Below are 17,143 nucleotides of genomic sequence, written 5' to 3'. Positions count from 1 at the left end.
TTTCTTCTCCTCAGGCGTCGACGGTCGTTTTGGCCGGCGAGGTCGGGATGATGAGCGCTTTGAGCTTCTGTCCGAGCGTTTCGTCGGGGACCTGGTCGGCGGGCCGCGCGACGGTCAGGCCGATGATCCAGACCGAGAACAGCGCGAGTCCGAGCACGACGAGCGCGGCCAGGTGGGTCCAGACGTAGGACACGTCGTCCTGGTTGAGCACCGCCCACAGTGGCCAGGCGGCCGCGCCGTTCGCGATGCCGTCCGCCATCGGGATGCACGCGATGATCGCCAGCTTCTTCCAGGCGTTGTCGAGCCGCGGTTCCAGGTGGTAGATCAGCGCGCCGGCCAGCATCGGCATGACCGGGTTGACGAATCCCCACCACAGCGGGAATCCCCAGAAGTTGAACGGCTGGTGGCCGTAGTAGAGGTAGGTTCCGGCGAGGATTCCCGGGGTCTCCAGGAAGATGTCGACGACACAGTCCAGCGCCCACAGCGCGAACATGTTCTTCATCGTGACGCCGCGCCGGAACAGGCGGGAGGCCAGATATCCGAGCCCGCCCACGTACCAGGGGTAGACGAAGCAGATGTAGAGCGGCATGGTGCGGTCGAGAACGGTGAAGGTCCCGAACGCGTTGACTTCCTTGAGATAGACCAGGCCCAGTACGTCGACGATCGGTTCCATCGTCGCCGCGAATGCTCCGCCGATGATGCAGTAGAGCAACACCGGACCATTACCCTTGATGATCTTTCTGACGGCCACCGCCAGTGCGATACCGAGCGGAATGAAGATGAAGATATTGAAGATCGTCTCGGCCGTCTTGGGCATCGGGTCATCAACCGGAGGTTGAGGGATAGCACCGAGCAGCGCTGCCAGCATCCACTTCTCCCGTCACGAAACGTATTTCTGTCGTTGACGGAGGAAGCTACGGCAGACTGAACGAACTTTCAAGACTGAGGAAACACTCATTCGTGGCGGGCAGCGGTCACGGAACGTGGCAGAATGGGCCCGTGGCGCAGGCAACCCAACGCACCGGTCCGACCCGCGGCGACCGGCAACGTGAACGAACCCGACGACGCCTGCTCGACGCCGGCCGCATGCTGATCACCGAGCGAGGCGTCGCCGGCCTGCGGATTCAGGAGATCACCGAGCGGGCCGACGTCGCACTCGGCTCGTTCTACAACCACTTCTCCACCAAGGAGGAGCTCGTCGAGGCCGTGGTCACGGAGAGCCTGACCGACCTCGCCGCGACGGCGAGCACGCCGTCGGCTCCGGACAGTGATCCGGCCGAAGCCGTGGCGATCTCCTGCTTCCGGTTCATCCGATTGGCTTATGAAGAGCCCGATTTCGCCCAGCTTCTGGTGAATCTGTCCAGCGCCGATGCGCTGTTCGACACGACCATTCATCCGTATGCCAGAGCCGCTCTGGAACGCGGGATCGACAGCGGACGGTTCGTCATCCCGGACCTGGAGGTGACGCTCACCGCGGTCATCTCCAGCGCGCTGGCACTGATCCGCCAAATCCTCGCCGCCCACCACGAGGCGGGCTCCGAGTACGCCTACACCCGACACGTCCTGGCCTCCCTGGGCCTGACCCCAGCCGACGCGGAAGCAGTAACAGCAGCAGCCCGCCTCACCTGACCCCCTCCGTGAGTGGCAAGGGCGTCTACCCCGAAGCGGCGCCATCGTGAGCGGCAAGGGCGTCTACCGCGAAGCGGCGCCGAAGGCGTAGGCGCTCGGAGCACTCACGACACGCTTTTCGTCGTGAGTGCTCCGGGCGCCTATAGGCGCCCTTGCCACTCACGAGTCGACGGCGAAGCCGAGATGCCTTGAAGCCGGGCACGGGCTAAGCCGGGCACGGGCTAAGCCGGGTACGACGGCCGTGGTCCCGACCGCGTGCACAGAGTTGCGCTGCCTCGGGGTGCCCTCGTGAGTGATGAGGGCGCCTATAGCCGGACTGGACCCTCACGACGGAAAAGCTGTCGTGAGTGCCCACTCCGGCTACGCCTTCGGCGCCCCTTCGGGGTAGACGCCCTCATCACTCACGAGGGGAGGGTTGGGGGCGTCTGGGGCGCAGGTGATCAGGAGGCGGGCTGTGTGGGATATGTGGTCGGCTATCAGGTTGCCGGCCAGGTCCGCGTCTCGGGAGAGGGCCGCGTCCAGGATCGCCCGGTGCTCGGCCCGGACGTCCCGGTCGGGTTCGCGCCCGAACGAGACCGACCAGTGCATGTACAGCTCGGCCTCCTCCCGAAGACCCTGAGCCATCGCGAGGAGCCGCTGGTTGGGGCAGCCGGCGAGCAGGGCCAGGTGGAACGCGGCGTGCGCGGCGGACCAGCTGTCGGCCGGGTGGTCGGCATCGTCGTCGGCGAGGAACGGCGTGCGCTCCATCAGGTGGTGCGCCGCGACCGCCTCGGCCTCCCACCGCAGGTCCCCGTGCCGGACGGAGAGCCGCAGCACCATCGACTCGATCTCCACGCGTGCCTGGGTGAGCTCGGCGAGGTCCTCGTGGGACAGCGGGATGACCATGTATCCCTGGTGCGCCTGCGCACGAACCAGCCCGGCGGCGGCCAGCCTGGTCAACGCCTCACGTGCCGCGCCGACGCTCGTTCCGTAGCGTTCCAGCAGCTCAGGGAACTTCAACCGCTGCCCGGGCGCCAGCCGCCCGCCGAGGATGTCGGCGCGCAGTCGCGCGTACACGCTCTCGGCGCGGGTCAGCTTCGCCGTGCTCACCATGCCGTCACCCTAACAAGATACGACAGTCGGACTAACTTTCGAAAGTTCATTGACAGTTCGATTATCGCTTGAGTAGACAGTAGGCATGTGGGACGTGGTGGTCGTCGGCGCCGGGCCGGTCGGGCTGGCGACGGCGCGGCTGCTCGGGCTGCGTGGGCGTGCCGTGCTCGTCCGGGAACGCTGGCCTGCTCCGTACCCGTTGCCGCGCGCAGTGCACTTCGACGACGAGATCGGCCGGATCTTCCAGTCGATGGGGCTGACCGACGAGGTCAGGGCGGTGTCCGAGGCGGTGCCGGACCACTACGAGTGGCGCAACGCCGCCGGTGAGCTGCTGGTACGCATGGACTGGTCCGGCGCCGGGCCGTCGGGCTGGCCGACGGCGAGCTTCTTCTCCCAGCCCCAGTTGGAGCAGGTCCTGGCCACCGCGGTCGAGGCGATGCCGACCGTCACGTTGCTGCGCGGTGCCGAGGTCGTGGGCATCGAGGAGGACGACGACGAGGTCGTCGTGACCTACGGCGACGGCGAGCAGGCTCGGGCGCGGTTCGTCGTGGGCTGCGACGGGGCGAACAGCTTCGTGCGCCGCCACATGGGCGTCGAGGTGCGGGACCAGGGGTTCTTCTTCGACTGGCTGATCGTCGACACGATCCCCCTCGACGACCGCGAGTGGTCGCCGCAGAACTGGCAGCTGTGCGACCCGGCGCGGCCGACGACCGTGGTGTCGGGCGGTCCCGGGCGGCGGCGCTGGGAGTTCATGCGGCTGCCCGGCGAGACCCGCGACGAGCTCAACTGCACCGAGAAGGCCTGGCAGCTGCTGGAAGCCTGGGGTCGCGCCCCGTCGAACACGACCCTGGAGCGGCACGCCGTCTACACGTTCGCCGCGCGCTGGGCGCACCGGTGGAACCAGGGCCGGCTGCTGATCGCAGGCGACGCCGCGCACCAGATGCCGCCGTTCGCCGGGCAGGGCATGTGCTCGGGCCTGCGCGACGCGGCGAACCTGGTCTGGAAGCTGGACCGGGTACTGCGCCGCGAGTCCGGGCCCGCGCTCCTGGACACCTACACCGACGAACGCCTGGTGCACCTGCAGCACGCGATCGCGCTGTCGGTCGAGCTCGGCAGGGTCATCTGCGTGCTCGATCCGGAACAGGCGGCGCGGCGGGACGCCCGGATGATCGCCGGTGGCGCCGATCCGCGCCGGGTACTGCCGGTGGCGGCGCTGCCGGTGCTCGGGCCCGGCGTGACGGCGCGCGACGTCGACATCGAGGCGCTGCGCGGGACGCTCCTCCCGCAGTTCACCGTCGCCCAGGACGGCCGGACCGGGCTGCTCGACGATCTCCTCGGCGACGGCCCGGTGCTGCTGACCCTCGACCCGGTCGTCAGCCCCGGGCTACCGGCGCTCTCGATCGGTGCCGGCGCCGACCTGGACGACGTGACCGGCGCGGCGACCCGCTGGTTCACCGAGCGCGGCGCCGCCGCCGTCCTGCTCCGACCGGACCGCTACATCTTCGGCGCCGTCGCCGACCACGCCGACTGCGCGGCGCTGACCACGCAGTTCCTGACCACTGCCCACACGCTGACCAGCCCTGCCCACTAATCAGTACCGCTAGGAGAGTCCATGCGCATCGCCAACCTCGACAACCGCGCGGCCCTGGTCGTCGATTCCGACCGGGCCGTCGACATCGCCACCGCGTCGCAGGGCCGCTTCGGGCCGGGGCTGCAGTCGGTCTACGAGTCCTGGCAGGAAGTCGTCGAGTGGGCGGCGAGCCTGTCCCCCGGCGACACGATCGCTCTGGACCGTGCCCGGCTCGGTGCTCCTTCGCCGGAGCCGCGCCAGGTGTTCGCCATCGGGCTGAACTACCAGGCCCACGCCGCCGAGTCGGGCTTCGAGGCGCCGACCCAGCTGCCGCCGGTGTTCACCAAGTACGTCTCCAGCTTCGCCGGCCCGGACAGCGAGGTCGTCATCCCCGAGGGAACGACGGTGGACTGGGAGGTCGAGCTGGTCGCGGTCATCGGCCGCACCGCCCGCCGGGTCACCGCGCACGACGCGTGGTCCCACGTCGCCGGGCTCACCGTCGGCCAGGACATCTCCGAGCGCACCGCGCAGCTGCGTGGGCCCGCGCCGCAGTTCGGTCTGGCGAAGTCGCTGCCCGGGTTCTCGCCGCAGGGCCCGTGGCTGGTCACCCCCGACGAGCTGGACAACCCGGACGACCTGGAGCTGGGCTGCTCGATCGACGGTGAGCAGGTGCAGAAGAGCCGCACCAGCGACCTGATCTTCTCGGTGCCGCGCATCGTCGCCGCGCTCTCCGAGACCGTGACGCTGTACCCGGGCGACGTGATCTTCACCGGGACGCCGGCCGGGGTCGGCATGGGACGCACGCCGCAGCGGTTCCTGCGACCTGGCGAGAAGCTGGACAGCTGGATCAGCGGCATCGGCGAACTGCACCAGCGCTTCGTGGCGGAGGACTGAGCCATGGCACTGCACGGGTTGGCCAAGGTCCGCATCGGCGTCCCGAACGTCGCGGAGACCATCGCGTACTACACCGACTTCGGGCTGCGGCCTCGCGGCGACGGAGTGTTCGCCACCCGCGACGGCGGCGACCAGCTGGAGATCGTGCACGCCCCGACCAGACGGCTGGCCGAGCTGACGATCGCCGCCGACGACCCGGACGACATCGCCTCGATCGCCAGCCGGCTGCGTGCGCTGGACCTGCCGGTCTCGGTCGAGCACGACTCACTGCGTGCCACCGAGCCGTCGACCGGGACACCCGTGTGTGTCACGGTCCGCCCGCGCCTGATCGTCGACCCGGTGCCCTCGCCCACCCCGTACAACGGGCCGGGCCGGGTCGAGCGGTGGGGACGCGCGCCGTTCCTCACCCGCACCGACCCGGTCACGCCGCGCAAGCTCGGCCACGCCGTGCTCGGCAGCACCGATCTGGCCGCCGCGATGCGGTTCTTCACCGAGGGGCTCGGTTTCAAGGTCAGCGACTACATGGGTGACCGGGCCGCGTTCATGCGTTGCTCGGTCGACCACCACAACGTGCTGGTCATGGCCGCTCCGGTCAACTTCCTGCACCACACGAGCTGGCAGGTCGAGGACGTCGACGAGGTCGGCCGGGGCGCGCAGACCATGCTCGACGGTCACCCCGAGCGGCACATCTGGGGTCTGGGCAGGCACTTCGCCGGCGCCAACTTCTTCTACTACCTCAAGGACCCCGCCGGCAACTTCTCCGAGTACTACTCCGACATGGACGCGATCGGTGAGGACGAGCTGTGGAGTCCCGACGTGCTGCACGGCATGGCCGGTCTCTACTCGTGGGGCCCGCCGCCGCCCCCGTCATTCCTGCAGCCGGACGATCTGGCCGCGCTCATGACCGGAGCGCATTCGGCGGGTTGACCACCATTCCTGACAATTATCAGAATGCAGGAATTCGATATCCTCAGGACGTGTGCACGATCAGCACGTCCACGCCGGCCCTGCGGGCGACGCCGCTGGGCACCGAGCCGAGGATCCGACCGGTCAGCGTGTTGAGGCCGACGTTACCGACGACCAACAGGTCCGCGTCGCAGTCGGTCACGGCGTCGTCGAGCACCTTGATCGGGGCGCCCTGCACAGCCAGTGTCTCGACCTTCGTCGCACCGGCCGCGCGGGCCCGGTCAGCAGCCTCACGCAGCGCATTCTCCGCCGGCGCCGACCCGACGACCTGGAACGCGTCGGCCTTCAGCGCGTCCGAGGCAGCGGCGACCTCGGCCTTGTCGGCGGGCTCGTAGGCCGACACGACGAGCAGCTCGGCATTGGCCTCCGCCGCGATCGCACCGGCCCGGTCCACCGCCAGCAGCGACGTCGCCGAGCCGTCCGAACCGACGATAATCCTTTTGTAGGCACCCATCAGAAACCCTCCTCAGTGACCAGCGAGGGGACGTGAGCCGCATTGCCCTTCCCATATCCAACAACCCGAATTAGAGCACACGAGACCGTCACAGAAAAAGCCGGGCTTACTGCGAGTGCCGTCACAACGCTCTATAACACCACTTATGTCATAGAGGTTAGCAATCTGTTAATTGCCGGCAGAGGCGCCTGGTGAGCCGCCCACGGCGGGGCTGTTGCGCGACAGGTCACACCGAAGGCCCTGTATTCAGTAGGCTGATTCAGCGACGCGCCGTCGCGGCCACAGCTGTAGAAGGGTGTTCACGATGACCGGCATCGACGCCGACCTCACCCGATCCGCGGTCCGACGCGCCGGCTGGCGACTGGTCCCGCTGCTCATCCTGCTCTACTTCGTCAACTACCTGGACCGGGTCAACATCGCGTTCGCCGGCCCCAACGGCATGAACCGCGACCTCGGGCTGAGCGCGACGATGTACGGGCTGACGGCCGGCATCTTCTTCATCGGCTACCTGGTGCTGGAGGTGCCGAGCAACCTGGCGCTGCACCGGTTCGGCGCGCGCCGCTGGATCGCCCGCATCCTGATCACCTGGGGCATCGTGGCCACCGCGATGGCCTTCGCACCCAATGCGACGGTGCTGCTCATCCTGCGGTTCCTGCTGGGAGTCGCGGAGGCCGGGTTCTTCCCCGGCATCATCCTGTACCTGACCTACTGGTTCCCTGCCGCGCAGCGCGCGAAGATGACCGCCGCGTTCTTCATCGCCATCCCGGTGTCCAGCGCGCTCGGCGCCGTCGTGTCCACCACGATCATCCGGTACGCCGACGGCTGGTTCGGCCTGGCCGGCTGGCGCATGATGTTCCTGCTCGAAGGCATCCCCGCCGTGCTGCTCGCGGCGGTGACCTGGTGGCTGCTGACCGACCGCCCGAAGGACGCGAAGTGGATGCCGGTCGAGGAACGCGAGGCACTGACCGCGCTCATCGAGCGCGAGCAGGCCGAGACCGCGGCGGCGGGCGCACCCACGTCGATCCGGTCCACGCTGTTCAACCCGAAGGTCCTGGCGCTGGCCTGGGTGTACTTCGGCATCGTGTACGGCCTGTACGCGCTCGGCTTCTTCCTCCCGACGATCATCGCCGGGTTCGAGAAGACGTTCGGCACCGACTACAACACCATCGAGACCGGCGTGATCACCGCGATCCCGTACCTCATCGGGCTGGTCGTGATGATCCTGTGGGCGAGGCGCGCGGACCGCACCGGGCACCGCGTCGCCGCCGTCGCGATCCCCTCGACGCTGGGTGGTCTCGCCATCCCGGTGGCGCTGTACCTGCAGAACCCGCTCATGGTGATGATCGCGGTGACCATCTGCGCGTGCGGCGTGCTTGCCGCGCTGCCCACGTTCTGGTCGCTGCCCACCGCGCTGCTCACCGGCGCCTCGGCCGCCGCCGGGATCGGGCTGATCAACGCGCTGGGCAACCTGTCCGGCTTCGTCGCGCCGTACGTCACCGGCGCGCTGTCCGACCTCACCGGCTCCAACCGCACCGGCCTGTGGGTGGTCGGCGTCTGCATGCTGTCGGCGGCCCTGGTAGCGGTGCGAGTGGGCAAGAGCCGCCGCAGCTAGTCAAGGACCCGTGAGTGGCGAGTGGTCTCAGGGGACCACTCGCCACTCACGGGTGATCCTCGTCAGGTGAGGTTCAGGGTGCAGGGCATTGACTTGACGCCGTCGACGAAGTTGCCGACGACCTGGACCGGGTCACCCGCTTGCAGGTCCGGTACCCGGTGCAGGAGCTGGTCGAAGATCGCCCGCAGCTGAGTCCTGGCGAGCATGTTGCCCATGCAGAAGTGCGGGCCACCGCCGCCGAAGCCGACGTGCTGGTTGGGGGTGCGCCGCACGTCGAAGGACATCGGGTCGTCGAACACGCGGTCGTCACGGTTACCGGAGGCGTAGAACATCACGACCCAGTCGCCCTTGCGGATCTGCTGGCCGTGCAGCTCGACGTCCCTGGTCGCGGTGCGCCGGAACGTCATGACCGGGCTCGCCCAGCGGACGAACTCCTCGATCGCGGTGCCGATCGTGCCGTCGAAGTCCGCCTGCAGGATCTTGCGCTGGTCCGGGAAGTCGGTCAGCGCCTTCATGGCCGAGCTGATCGTGTTGCGGGTCGTGTCGTTGCCCGCCACGGACAGCAGGACGAAGAACGCGGCGATCTCCTGGTCGGTGAGCCGCTCTCCGTCGACCTCCGCCTGCACCAGGTTGGTCATCAGGTCGTCGCGCGGCTCCTTGCGCCGGGCCTCGGCGACGCCGAGCCCGATGCCGCTGAGGGTGAACAGTGACTGCCCGAGCAGCTCGGCGGGCTGCAGCCCGGCGCGCACGTCCTCGTCCGACCAGGACACCATGCCGTCAGCGGCATGCGCCGCCGGCAGCCGCTGCTCCTCGGGCAGGCCGCACATCTCGTAGATCGTCCACATCGGCAGCTTCCTGGCGACCTCGTCGACGAAGTCGCAGTCGCCGGTCTCCAGCAGGTCGTCGACGATCCGGCGCGCCTGGTCGGCGATCTGCTCCTCGATCTTCGCCACCCGCTTCGGCGTGAACGCCGCGCTGACCAGCCGGCGCAGCGCGCTGTGCCGGGGTGCGTCGGTCGCCAGAAAGGAGGACGCGGCCTCGAGGATGCTCTCCGGGACGTCCTCGATCATGATGCCCTGGCCGGAGCAGAAGTCCCCGGGGCGCTTGCTCACCTCGACGATGTCGGCGTGCCGGGTGATCGCCCAGAACCCGGCGTCCTCGGCCTGCGGCAGCATCGACCCCTCGGCGGGCCGCTGCCAGCTCACCGGCCGTTCGTCGCGCAACACCTTCAGCGACTGTTCGCGCTGCTCGGGCCGCTGCCCCCAGAAGGCGAGCGAACCTACCGATACCGGGTCGTAGTCGGGCCTGCTCTGCACCATTGCCGCCTTCCGCAACCGAACCTTGGGATGACTTATTTTAATCTAAAATAAGCACTGCGGCTAGACGTCGGCCGCGTTCGTCGGACGGTCAGTCGCGTCGGGACCGGTACCGGGCGAGCGGATCGTGGTTCGTGTCCGGCTTCGGACCGAACAGCACCAACAGGTCCACGATCACCGAGGGCACGAGCAGAACGACCACGAACACGACGGACGCGGTGGTGACGAGCGTGTGCTCCAGCCAGATGAGCGCAAGGGCCAGCACAACGACGATCAGGGTCATCAACCCTCCCGCGCCCACGCTAACCCGATTCCCCCACCCCGCACAGGGCTTCCGTCAGTGAACGACGGCGTCGACCACGAAGCAGATCAGGATCGCGGCCACCAGGAAGCAGGCGGTGGCGCCTCGGCGCAGCATCCGCATGCGTTGCCGGCGCTCGCGCTCGCCGAGCGAGCGCGGCACCCGTTCCGGAACCGTGCGCAGACTCCAGACCCCGAGCCCGATGAGCAACACCGCCGCCAGCGAGCACCCGACAGCCATCATCGCGTCACTTCCTCGGAGTCGGTCGGACGGAATCCCTCACGCAGAGTATCGCCCGGCAACGCTTTGTAGGCGTCTCGTTTACGGACGCCCCACCCCCACCGGCGCCGGTTGAACGGGAAGCACCGCGGTCACCGCGCCCGCGCCCGCCGGGCTGAACCGGGCGTCACGGAACAAGCGGATCATCCGGGAGTTCCCGACCAGCGCGGTCATCTCCAGAGCGGCCACGTTCTCCGCCTCGGCATGCGCGTGCAGCGTGTCGAGCAGACGACGACCGAGGCCCTGGCTCTGGAAGCCGTCCTCGACCAGCAGGGCGACCTCGGCGGGCGCCGTCCCGTTCAGGAAGAGCGACCCGAAGCCGACGATCCCGGCGCTGGGGTGACGCACCACGACCGTCCGGCAGTCAGCGGCGCGCAGAAGGGTCTCGACGTGACTGGTCGCGGCGGTCGGCGTGACGCTGAGGAACCGGGAACGCAGGGTGTCCGGGGAGCACCGGCCGGCCATGGCGAGCAGCTCGGCGCGATCCGACGGCGCCAGGTCGGTGAGGGAGAAACCGTCACCCGCGCCGGGGAGCGCACGCTGGGTGGCGGCCCATTCGATGTCGTCGAGCAGCGCGTCGACCACGTGCTCGACGGCGTTGATGAAGAAGTGTCCGCCGTCGAACAGCCGGTGTCGGAAGCGGCCGGGCGCGAAGCGTTGCCAAGGACGTGTCAGCCAGGATGGCGCGTACCAGTCGTCCCGGCCCGCCCACGCGCTGATCGGAATCCCGTCCAGGGTCTCCACCGGCGCCTCGTAGGACTCGCAGATCGACAGGTCCGTGCGCACCCTGGGCCGGAACCGGGCCATGAGCTCCGGGTCGGCCAGCTGCGCCGGTGACATTCCGCCCATGCGTCCGAGCATCAGGTCGAGATACCGGTCCGGAAGGTCGCGCAGCGGCACCGGGACCGGGACGTGCGGGGCCCGGCTCCCCGAGACGACCAACAGTTCCGGAGCGACCGGCATTCGTCGGGCGACCGCGTAAGCGAGCAGTGCGCCGAAGCTGTGCCCGAAGAACACACGCCTGACATCCGAGTCGATCCGACTCGAGAGAATAGCGGCCATCGCCTCGATATTCGCAGTCGTCGGCGGCTGGACACCAACCACTTCGACCCGCTCGGGCATCAATTCTGCTAATACCTGATATGCTGATCGAGATGCCCCTGACCAGGGGAAGCAATATAGTTTCAGATCAGCGTTAGTTGAGAGGGCACGCATCCCGAGAGCCTCTTCCATTCGATCCGTCAGTGACGGGATCGAGCCCCTTCGCTCTTCCCGGCCTCGCGGATTGAATTAGAGCACACTCATCTCGACAAAGCACCAACGGCAGGTGCGATCGCAACCACAATGCGCTATACCGCATTCTTGATGCGCGGCAGAATTAACCTGAAAGCGGTTAACAATAAGCGAACAGATGACAATCAGGTTAAAAGAAGGCCGGACATTATCGGAGCGGAACGGGTACCGCGCCCTCGGTGATGTGGCCGGTGATCGCGCCCAGCTGCTCGACCTCGATGCGAACCGTGTCACCTGGTGCCAGCCACGGGTACGCCTCGCTGCCGTGCAGCCCGGACAACTCCAGGATGCAGCCGGTCCCGACCGTGCCACTGCCGATCACGTCACCGGGGCGCAGCACGGTGCCCCGGGAGGCATAGGCGAGCATCTGCCCGAAGGACCAGTAGATGTCCGCCCAGCTGCCGCCGCCGTAGTGCCGACCGTTGACCGAACCGTTCATGGCCAGCCGGTAGCCGGCGCCATCGCGGTAGGGCTCCAGCTCGTCGGGGGTCACGAGCATCGGGCCGATGCTCGTCGCGGTGTCCTTGCCCTTCACCGGGCCGAGGCCGATGGTCGACTCGCGCGCCTGCAGGTCGCGCGCGGACCAGTCGCACAGGATCGTGTAGCCGGCGATGTGCGCCTCGGCGTCGGCCGGGGACAGGTCGGAGCCGCCCTTCCCCACGACGGCGGCCACCTCGACCTCGTAGTCGAACAACGACGACCCGGGAGACACCGGGATCTGCTCGTCCGGGCCTCGGACCGCGGCGGGGTTCGTGAAGTAGAAGACCGGCTGCTCGTACCAGACCTCGGGCATCTCGGTCCGACCCAGCGCCTTGAGCGCGTTGCGCAGGTGCTCCTCGAAACACAGGAAGTCGCGCACCGACGGCGGCCGGGGGATCGGCGACAGCAACCGCAGCCCGTCCAGCGCCACGACCTCGGCAGGCGAGGACGACGCACGCTGCGCGGCCGCGTCGAGACCGGTCTCGATCAGGTCGAGCAGACTTGCCGTCGACGAGGGCGCGCGCACCTCACCGTCGCGGACCAGACCCGCACGCTCGGTGCCGTCGGCCGGTGACACATAGCTGACCCAGCGCATTCGATCTCCCTGATCAGGCGAAACAGCCGATGGGGCCACCGTTGAAGGCGACCATGTCATGCCAGACCCCGTCGAGCGGGATGCGGGTGTCGAGCGGGTTGCCGCCGAGCTCGGAGTACGCCCGGTGCAGGTTGCCGACCAGCCGCTCGCTCTCCTGCCAGGACGCGAACCGGTTGTCGCGTGCCTTGGTCGCCGCTTCGAGCGGGGTCAGCCCGGCGGCGTGCGACTCGCGGCCGGTCTCGGCGACGAACGCCGCGTACTCGACGAGGTCGTCGAGCAGCGCGGGGATGTCGTCGCCCCGCACGACCGGTCCGTGGCCGGGCACCAGGATCTCCGGTTGCAGCTCGCGGATCGCGGCGATGCCCTTCGGGTACCCCTCGACGCTGCCCTCGACCAGGAACGGCTGGCCGCCGGCGAACACGATGTCACCGGAGAACAGGACACGCTCATCCGGCAGCCACACCACGACGTCGCTGCGGGTGTGCGCGGGACCGACGTGGATCAGCTCGACGCGACGCTCACCCAGGTGCAGCGTCATGCTGCCGGTGAACGTGACGTTCGGCGGCCGCACCTCGAGGTGGCCGTAGTCCGGTCCGGTGAGGACCTGCGCGGCGACCAGCCCGGCGGCGATGACGTCCTCGCGGCAGGTCACGTGCCCGATGATCGGGGTCCGCTCCGGCATCAGCCAGTTGCCGTACGTGTGGTCACCGTGGTGGTGGGTGTTGACCAGCGCGGTCGGTGGCTGGGAGCTGATCGTCTCGACCGCGGCGAAGAAGGAGCGGTTGCGCGCCTCGGTCGAGGTGGTGTCGACCAGCAGGTACGAGCCGTCCTGGCCGGTGACGACGCCGGTGTTGTTCACCATCCAACTGCCGTCGGGCTGCAGGTAGGCGTAGACCCCCGAGGTGACCTCAACCAGCTCGGGGTCCGGCAGCAGCTTCCTCATGGACTGGCGTTCCTTTCAGTTGTCGGCCGTCGGTACGTGGGAGCAGGAACGTCACCAACCCGGCCAGTATGAAGAACCCGGCGCAGATCAGCAGGCCGCCACTGAGCCCGATGCCAGCGGTCAGCGCGCCGAGTGCGAGCGGGGCGAAGGCCGAGACTCCCCGGCCCACGTTGAAGCAGAACCCGGCGCCGGTGGCGCGCATCCGGGTGGGGAACAGTTCGCCGAGGTAGGACCCGAACAGCCCGGTGAACGCGGCGAAGAAGGCGAACAGCGGTCCGAACCAGAGCAGTGCCGTCTGGTTCGCGGTCAGCGCGTAGAGCGGCAGTGTCACCCCGACGCCGAGCAGGGACGCGATGATGGCCGCGCGGCGGCCGATGCGGTCGGCGATCAGGCCGAACACGTTGTAGCCGACGAACATGCCCAGGTTCAGCACCGTCATGTACAGCGCGACGGTCGCCGGCGGGACGCCGCGCACGCTGCTGAGGTAGGTCGGCAGCCAGGTCGACGCACCCCACCAGCCGGTCAGCGCGAACGAGGCGACGAGCGTCGCCAGGATGGTGGTGCGCGCCCGCGACCCGGTGAAGATCTGTGCCATGGACACCGGTTCGGTGTGCTCGTCCCGCCATTGCTCCGACTCGTCGAACAGCAGCGCGACGATGAGCACCGGCACGATCACGGCGGCACCGGCCACCAGGAACAGCAGCCGCCAGTCCGGCAGGAACAGCCCCGACGCGACCGCGGCCAGCGCTCCGCCGATCGGGAACGAGCTCAGCACGAACGCGGCCGCCCGACCGCGGTGCCGGCTCGGCCAGGTCTCCACGACGTAGGCCGACACGACGCTCCACACGCCGCCCAGCCCGAAGCCCGCGATGAACCGGAACAGCAGGAACAGCTCGAAGTTCGGGACGACGGCGAGCAGCGCGGTGAACGTGCCGAACAGCAGCAGCGACGCGAGCAGCGCCTTCTTGCGACCGAAGTTGTCCGCGAGGTAGCCGGCGAGCACGCTGGACAGCCCGATGCCGAGGAGCGTCGCGGTGGCGAGCAGGCCGGCCTCGGTGGCGGTGAGCTGCATGCTCTGCCGGATCGCCGGCAGGGCGAGCGACAGCAGGATGATCTCCAACGCGTCGAACAGGTAGGCGATGAAACCGCCGACCAGTACCACCCACCGCGCGCGTGCACCCATTGCGCGCCCCCTGTTGAATGGCCACGACCAACCATTAAGCTTGGCCCAGGAAACTGTACGGACGTCCAGTCAGTCTGGTCAAGGAGGGCCGTGTTACCCGACCGGCGCAACCGCATCCTCGACGCCGCCGAGCGGGTGTTCGCCGAGGAGGGCTACCACGGCACGGCGCTGCGCGAGATCGCCAAGGCGGCCGACGTCAAGCTGTCGCTGATCGGCTACCACTTCGAGTCGAAGCTGATCCTGTACACGGCGGTGTTCGAGCGGCGTCAGCACGTCAACGACGAACGTCAGGAGCTGCTGGAGAAGGTCGAAGACCTGACCGCGCCAGATGCGCTGGAGCGGATCGTCGCCGCGTTCATGGACCCGGTCATCCAGCTCGACGACGACGGGATCTGGTACCGCAAGCTCGTCCTGCGGGAGGCCTCGGACCCGTCGAGCCGGGAGCGCAAGGTGATCAGCGGCCTGTTCGACCCGATGGCCCGCCGGTTCATCGAGGCGCTCAAGGGTGCGCTACCGGGCAAGCGGCCCGGCTTCTACGAGTGGGCGTACCTGTTCGCGGTCGGCGCGCTGACCCAGAGTGCATTCGACGACCGCATCGCGGCGCTGGGTGGAGAGCCCGGGGCCGCGCGCAAGAACGACGTCCTGCGCTCCTTCATCACCGCCGCGCTCCGGTACGGCTAGCTCTCCTGCTCCAGGGCCGGCAGGCCCGCGTACAGCCGCAGGATCTCCTCCCGGTACCGGTCGAGGATGACCGACCGGCGCAGCTTCATGGTGGGCGTGAGCTCACCGGTCTCGTAGCTCCAGTGCTCCTCGAGCAGCACCCAGTCCCGGATCTGCCCGCCCTCGGGCAGCAGCTCGTTGCTCGCCTTGATCGCGCGCACGATCTCCGAGCGCGCCTTGGGGTTGTACAGCGCCTGGTTCGTCGACTCCATCACGACGCCGTTCGCCATGCACCAGTCCTGCCAGGTGTCCGGGTTGAGCGTGATCAGCGCGACCAGCCCTGGCTTCCTGTCCCCGTACACGAACACCGAGCCGATCAGCGTCGACCCGCTGGTCAGGGTGCTCTCGACGTAGCCAGGGGAGATCTCGATGCCGGTCGAGGTGGTGATGAGCTCCTGCTTGCGTCCGTACAGCCGCAGGTAGCCGTCGTCGTCGAGCTCGCCGAGGTCACCGGTCCGCAACCAGCCGTCGGAGTCGAGGATCTCGCTCACCCCGCCCGCTCGGCGCAGGTAGCCCGGCGCCACCGCGGGGCTGCTGACCAGGATCTCGCCGTCCGAGGCGATCTTCAGCTCGACGCCGGCCATCGAGCGGCCCACGGTGCCGATGCGCGGCGCATCGAGCGGGCTCATCGTGACCATCCCGCTCTCCGTCGGCCCGAAGATCTCGATGATGGTGATGCCGATACCGGCGAAGAAGGTCATCACCTCGGGCGACAGCGAGGACGTGCCGCTCACCGCGAACACCACCCGGTCCATACCGAGCGCGACCCGCAGCTTCTCGTAGACCAGGCGGTTCATGATCGGGTGGAGCATCCGGCTCATCATCGACGGGGCGCGCTGCCCGAAGGTCTTGCGCCCCATCGACTGCGCGACCTGCACCGACCAGCGACCCAGCACCCGGTTCGCCGGATTGGTCGCGGTTGCCATCTGCGCCCGGACCGAACTGTAGATCTTCTCCCAGACGGCGGGTGGCCCGAAGTAGAGATAGGGACGCGCGACCGGCAGTACGGCCGACATCTGGTTCACATCACGCACAAATGTCACGGTGACCGTGCTGGTCAATGCGAAATAGTAGGAGAAGAGTCGTTCAGCGACGTGCGCGAACGGAAGATAGGAAATGGACGACCAGCCCACCGCGCCACCGAGATGTTCACCGATCTGTCGCGCGACCTCCTCCACCATCCAGCGCGCATTCGTGTGGGTGAGGATCACGCCCTTGGGCTGGCCGGTGGTCCCGGAGGTGTACACGATCGCCAGGACGTCGTCGGCCTTGACCTGGGCGCGCGAGGCATCGACCAGGGCCCCGCGCTTCGCCAGCTTGTGGTCGGCGTCGTCGATCCACCGCTCGAACCGCAGGACACCGGCGGATAACGGGTCATCGTCGTCCGCGTCGAGCACCACGATCTGACGCAGCCACGGCAGCCGGGGGCGGACCTGCTGCCACAGCGGGAGCTGGTCGGCGTCCACGATGATCACCGATGCCGCGCAGTCACGCGCCAGGTAGTACAGCTGGTCGGCGGTGAGCCCGAGATAGAAGCTGGTCGGGACGCCACCCGCCATCAGGACACCGACGTCGGCGAGCACGTGTTCGGCGCGGTTCACCATGTGCAGACCGACGACCTCACCGCGCTCCAGGCCCAGTTCGAGCAGGGCCAGCGCGACGGCCCGCGCCCGCTGCCGGTACTGCGACCAGCTGAGAACGGTGCCGTTGTCGATCATCGCGGTCATGCCGGCGTGCGCTGTGGCGTTGCGGTCCACCAGGTCGAGGACGGTCCCCCGCACACCATTCGCGCTCATCGAGGACACTCTACTGTGCA

General features: G+C 68.4%; 17 protein-coding genes. 6 read left to right on the top strand and 11 right to left on the bottom strand.

Annotation, left to right across the window (positions count from 1 at the left end; all coding sequences use genetic code 11):
- Nucleotides 1–10: 10 nt before the first annotated feature.
- Complete coding sequence (locus G406_RS45960) at nt 11–817, bottom strand: hypothetical protein (RefSeq protein WP_156934768.1); 807 nt, start codon at nt 815–817, stop codon at nt 11–13.
- 182 nt (nt 818–999) lie between these two features.
- On the opposite strand from G406_RS45960, the gene G406_RS0110140 reads away from it, so the two are divergent.
- Nucleotides 1,000–1,629: a TetR/AcrR family transcriptional regulator gene (locus tag G406_RS0110140; protein WP_028933739.1), complete on the top strand. Its 630-nt coding sequence runs from the start codon at nt 1,000–1,002 to the stop codon at nt 1,627–1,629.
- A gap of 360 nt (nt 1,630–1,989) precedes the next feature.
- On the opposite strand, the gene G406_RS45955 is transcribed toward G406_RS0110140, so the two are convergent.
- Nucleotides 1,990–2,721, bottom strand: a complete 732-nt coding sequence (locus G406_RS45955; protein ID WP_051341899.1) for a GntR family transcriptional regulator — start codon at nt 2,719–2,721, stop codon at nt 1,990–1,992.
- Nucleotides 2,722–2,806: 85 nt separating this feature from the next.
- Here G406_RS45955 and mhpA point away from each other — a divergent pair, with 85 nt between their 5' ends.
- Genes mhpA through G406_RS0110120 form a run of 3 tightly spaced genes read left to right on the top strand, consistent with a single transcriptional unit; the run spans nt 2,807 to nt 6,112 of the window.
- Entirely contained in the window at nt 2,807–4,312 is a 1,506-nt protein-coding gene (gene mhpA / locus G406_RS45950) for a bifunctional 3-(3-hydroxy-phenyl)propionate/3-hydroxycinnamic acid hydroxylase MhpA (RefSeq protein WP_037075953.1), read from the top strand.
- Between the two features lie 21 nt (nt 4,313–4,333).
- The gene (locus G406_RS0110125) at nt 4,334–5,185 is read left to right on the top strand and encodes a fumarylacetoacetate hydrolase family protein (RefSeq protein ID WP_028933738.1); all 852 of its coding nucleotides are present in this window, start codon (nt 4,334–4,336) and stop codon (nt 5,183–5,185) included.
- 3 nt (nt 5,186–5,188) lie between these two features.
- Entirely contained in the window at nt 5,189–6,112 is a 924-nt protein-coding gene (locus tag G406_RS0110120; RefSeq protein ID WP_028933737.1) for a VOC family protein, read from the top strand.
- 43 nt (nt 6,113–6,155) lie between these two features.
- Here G406_RS0110120 and G406_RS0110115 read toward each other — a convergent pair whose 3' ends face one another.
- Entirely contained in the window at nt 6,156–6,605 is a 450-nt protein-coding gene (locus G406_RS0110115; RefSeq protein WP_028933736.1) for a universal stress protein, read from the bottom strand.
- 304 nt (nt 6,606–6,909) lie between these two features.
- Here G406_RS0110115 and G406_RS0110110 point away from each other — a divergent pair, with 304 nt between their 5' ends.
- Nucleotides 6,910–8,217 (top strand): MFS transporter, encoded by a 1,308-nt coding sequence (locus G406_RS0110110; protein ID WP_028933735.1) that lies wholly within the window; start codon nt 6,910–6,912, stop codon nt 8,215–8,217.
- 62 nt (nt 8,218–8,279) lie between these two features.
- Here the strand turns inward: G406_RS0110110 and G406_RS0110105 are convergent, their stop codons facing one another.
- From G406_RS0110105 to G406_RS55170, 7 genes are all read right to left on the bottom strand, one after another.
- The gene (locus G406_RS0110105; protein ID WP_028933734.1) at nt 8,280–9,536 is read right to left on the bottom strand and encodes a cytochrome P450; all 1,257 of its coding nucleotides are present in this window, start codon (nt 9,534–9,536) and stop codon (nt 8,280–8,282) included.
- Nucleotides 9,537–9,624: 88 nt separating this feature from the next.
- Nucleotides 9,625–9,816 carry a hypothetical protein gene (locus tag G406_RS0110100; RefSeq protein ID WP_028933733.1) on the bottom strand — a complete coding sequence of 64 codons (192 nt, stop codon included), beginning with the start codon at nt 9,814–9,816 and terminating at the stop codon, nt 9,625–9,627.
- Nucleotides 9,817–9,870: 54 nt separating this feature from the next.
- Nucleotides 9,871–10,077 carry a hypothetical protein gene (locus tag G406_RS0110095; RefSeq protein ID WP_028933732.1) on the bottom strand — a complete coding sequence of 69 codons (207 nt, stop codon included), beginning with the start codon at nt 10,075–10,077 and terminating at the stop codon, nt 9,871–9,873.
- A 78-nt stretch (nt 10,078–10,155) separates the two neighbouring features.
- Entirely contained in the window at nt 10,156–11,328 is a 1,173-nt protein-coding gene (locus tag G406_RS0110090; protein ID WP_169736670.1) for an alpha/beta fold hydrolase, read from the bottom strand.
- A gap of 226 nt (nt 11,329–11,554) precedes the next feature.
- Entirely contained in the window at nt 11,555–12,481 is a 927-nt protein-coding gene (locus G406_RS0110085; RefSeq protein WP_028933730.1) for a fumarylacetoacetate hydrolase family protein, read from the bottom strand.
- A 13-nt stretch (nt 12,482–12,494) separates the two neighbouring features.
- Nucleotides 12,495–13,424: an MBL fold metallo-hydrolase gene (locus G406_RS0110080; protein ID WP_037075950.1), complete on the bottom strand. Its 930-nt coding sequence runs from the start codon at nt 13,422–13,424 to the stop codon at nt 12,495–12,497.
- Nucleotides 13,390–14,607, bottom strand: a complete 1,218-nt coding sequence (locus G406_RS55170; RefSeq protein WP_084215941.1) for an MFS transporter — start codon at nt 14,605–14,607, stop codon at nt 13,390–13,392. The genes G406_RS0110080 and G406_RS55170 overlap by 35 nt, the downstream gene beginning before the upstream one ends.
- Before the next feature lie 90 nt (nt 14,608–14,697).
- Between G406_RS55170 and G406_RS0110070 the strand changes: the two genes are divergently transcribed.
- Nucleotides 14,698–15,288, top strand: coding sequence for a TetR/AcrR family transcriptional regulator (locus tag G406_RS0110070; RefSeq protein WP_211241103.1), 591 nt, complete (start codon nt 14,698–14,700; stop codon nt 15,286–15,288).
- Here the strand turns inward: G406_RS0110070 and G406_RS45940 are convergent.
- Nucleotides 15,285–17,123, bottom strand: coding sequence for an AMP-dependent synthetase/ligase (locus G406_RS45940; protein ID WP_156934767.1), 1,839 nt, complete (start codon nt 17,121–17,123; stop codon nt 15,285–15,287). The two genes, G406_RS0110070 and G406_RS45940, sit on opposite strands and share 4 nt — an antisense overlap.
- Between the last annotated feature and the right edge of the window lie 20 nt (nt 17,124–17,143).

It is taken from the genome of Actinospineispora spinosispora DSM 44797 (genome assembly GCF_000429025.1).
In the GTDB taxonomy this organism is placed as follows: Bacteria; Actinomycetota; Actinomycetes; order Mycobacteriales; family Pseudonocardiaceae; genus Pseudonocardia; species Pseudonocardia spinosispora.
This window is presented reverse-complemented; position numbering and strand designations above follow the sequence as displayed.

Coding starts and splice junctions, on each gene's coding strand:
- G406_RS45960 (WP_156934768.1), bottom strand. CDS start 817: ATGCCCAAGACGGCCGAGACGATCTTCAATATCTTCATCTTCATTCCG.
- G406_RS0110095 (WP_028933732.1), bottom strand. CDS start 10,077: ATGATGGCTGTCGGGTGCTCGCTGGCGGCGGTGTTGCTCATCGGGCTC.
- G406_RS45955 (WP_051341899.1), bottom strand. CDS start 2,721: ATGGTGAGCACGGCGAAGCTGACCCGCGCCGAGAGCGTGTACGCGCGA.
- G406_RS0110110 (WP_028933735.1), top strand. CDS start 6,910: ATGACCGGCATCGACGCCGACCTCACCCGATCCGCGGTCCGACGCGCC.
- G406_RS0110125 (WP_028933738.1), top strand. CDS start 4,334: ATGCGCATCGCCAACCTCGACAACCGCGCGGCCCTGGTCGTCGATTCC.
- G406_RS0110085 (WP_028933730.1), bottom strand. CDS start 12,481: ATGCGCTGGGTCAGCTATGTGTCACCGGCCGACGGCACCGAGCGTGCG.
- G406_RS0110115 (WP_028933736.1), bottom strand. CDS start 6,605: ATGGGTGCCTACAAAAGGATTATCGTCGGTTCGGACGGCTCGGCGACG.
- G406_RS55170 (WP_084215941.1), bottom strand. CDS start 14,607: ATGGGTGCACGCGCGCGGTGGGTGGTACTGGTCGGCGGTTTCATCGCC.
- G406_RS0110090 (WP_169736670.1), bottom strand. CDS start 11,328: ATGCGTGCCCTCTCAACTAACGCTGATCTGAAACTATATTGCTTCCCC.
- G406_RS0110120 (WP_028933737.1), top strand. CDS start 5,189: ATGGCACTGCACGGGTTGGCCAAGGTCCGCATCGGCGTCCCGAACGTC.
- G406_RS0110105 (WP_028933734.1), bottom strand. CDS start 9,536: ATGGTGCAGAGCAGGCCCGACTACGACCCGGTATCGGTAGGTTCGCTC.
- mhpA (WP_037075953.1), top strand. CDS start 2,807: ATGTGGGACGTGGTGGTCGTCGGCGCCGGGCCGGTCGGGCTGGCGACG.
- G406_RS0110100 (WP_028933733.1), bottom strand. CDS start 9,816: ATGACCCTGATCGTCGTTGTGCTGGCCCTTGCGCTCATCTGGCTGGAG.
- G406_RS0110080 (WP_037075950.1), bottom strand. CDS start 13,424: ATGAGGAAGCTGCTGCCGGACCCCGAGCTGGTTGAGGTCACCTCGGGG.
- G406_RS45940 (WP_156934767.1), bottom strand. CDS start 17,123: ATGAGCGCGAATGGTGTGCGGGGGACCGTCCTCGACCTGGTGGACCGC.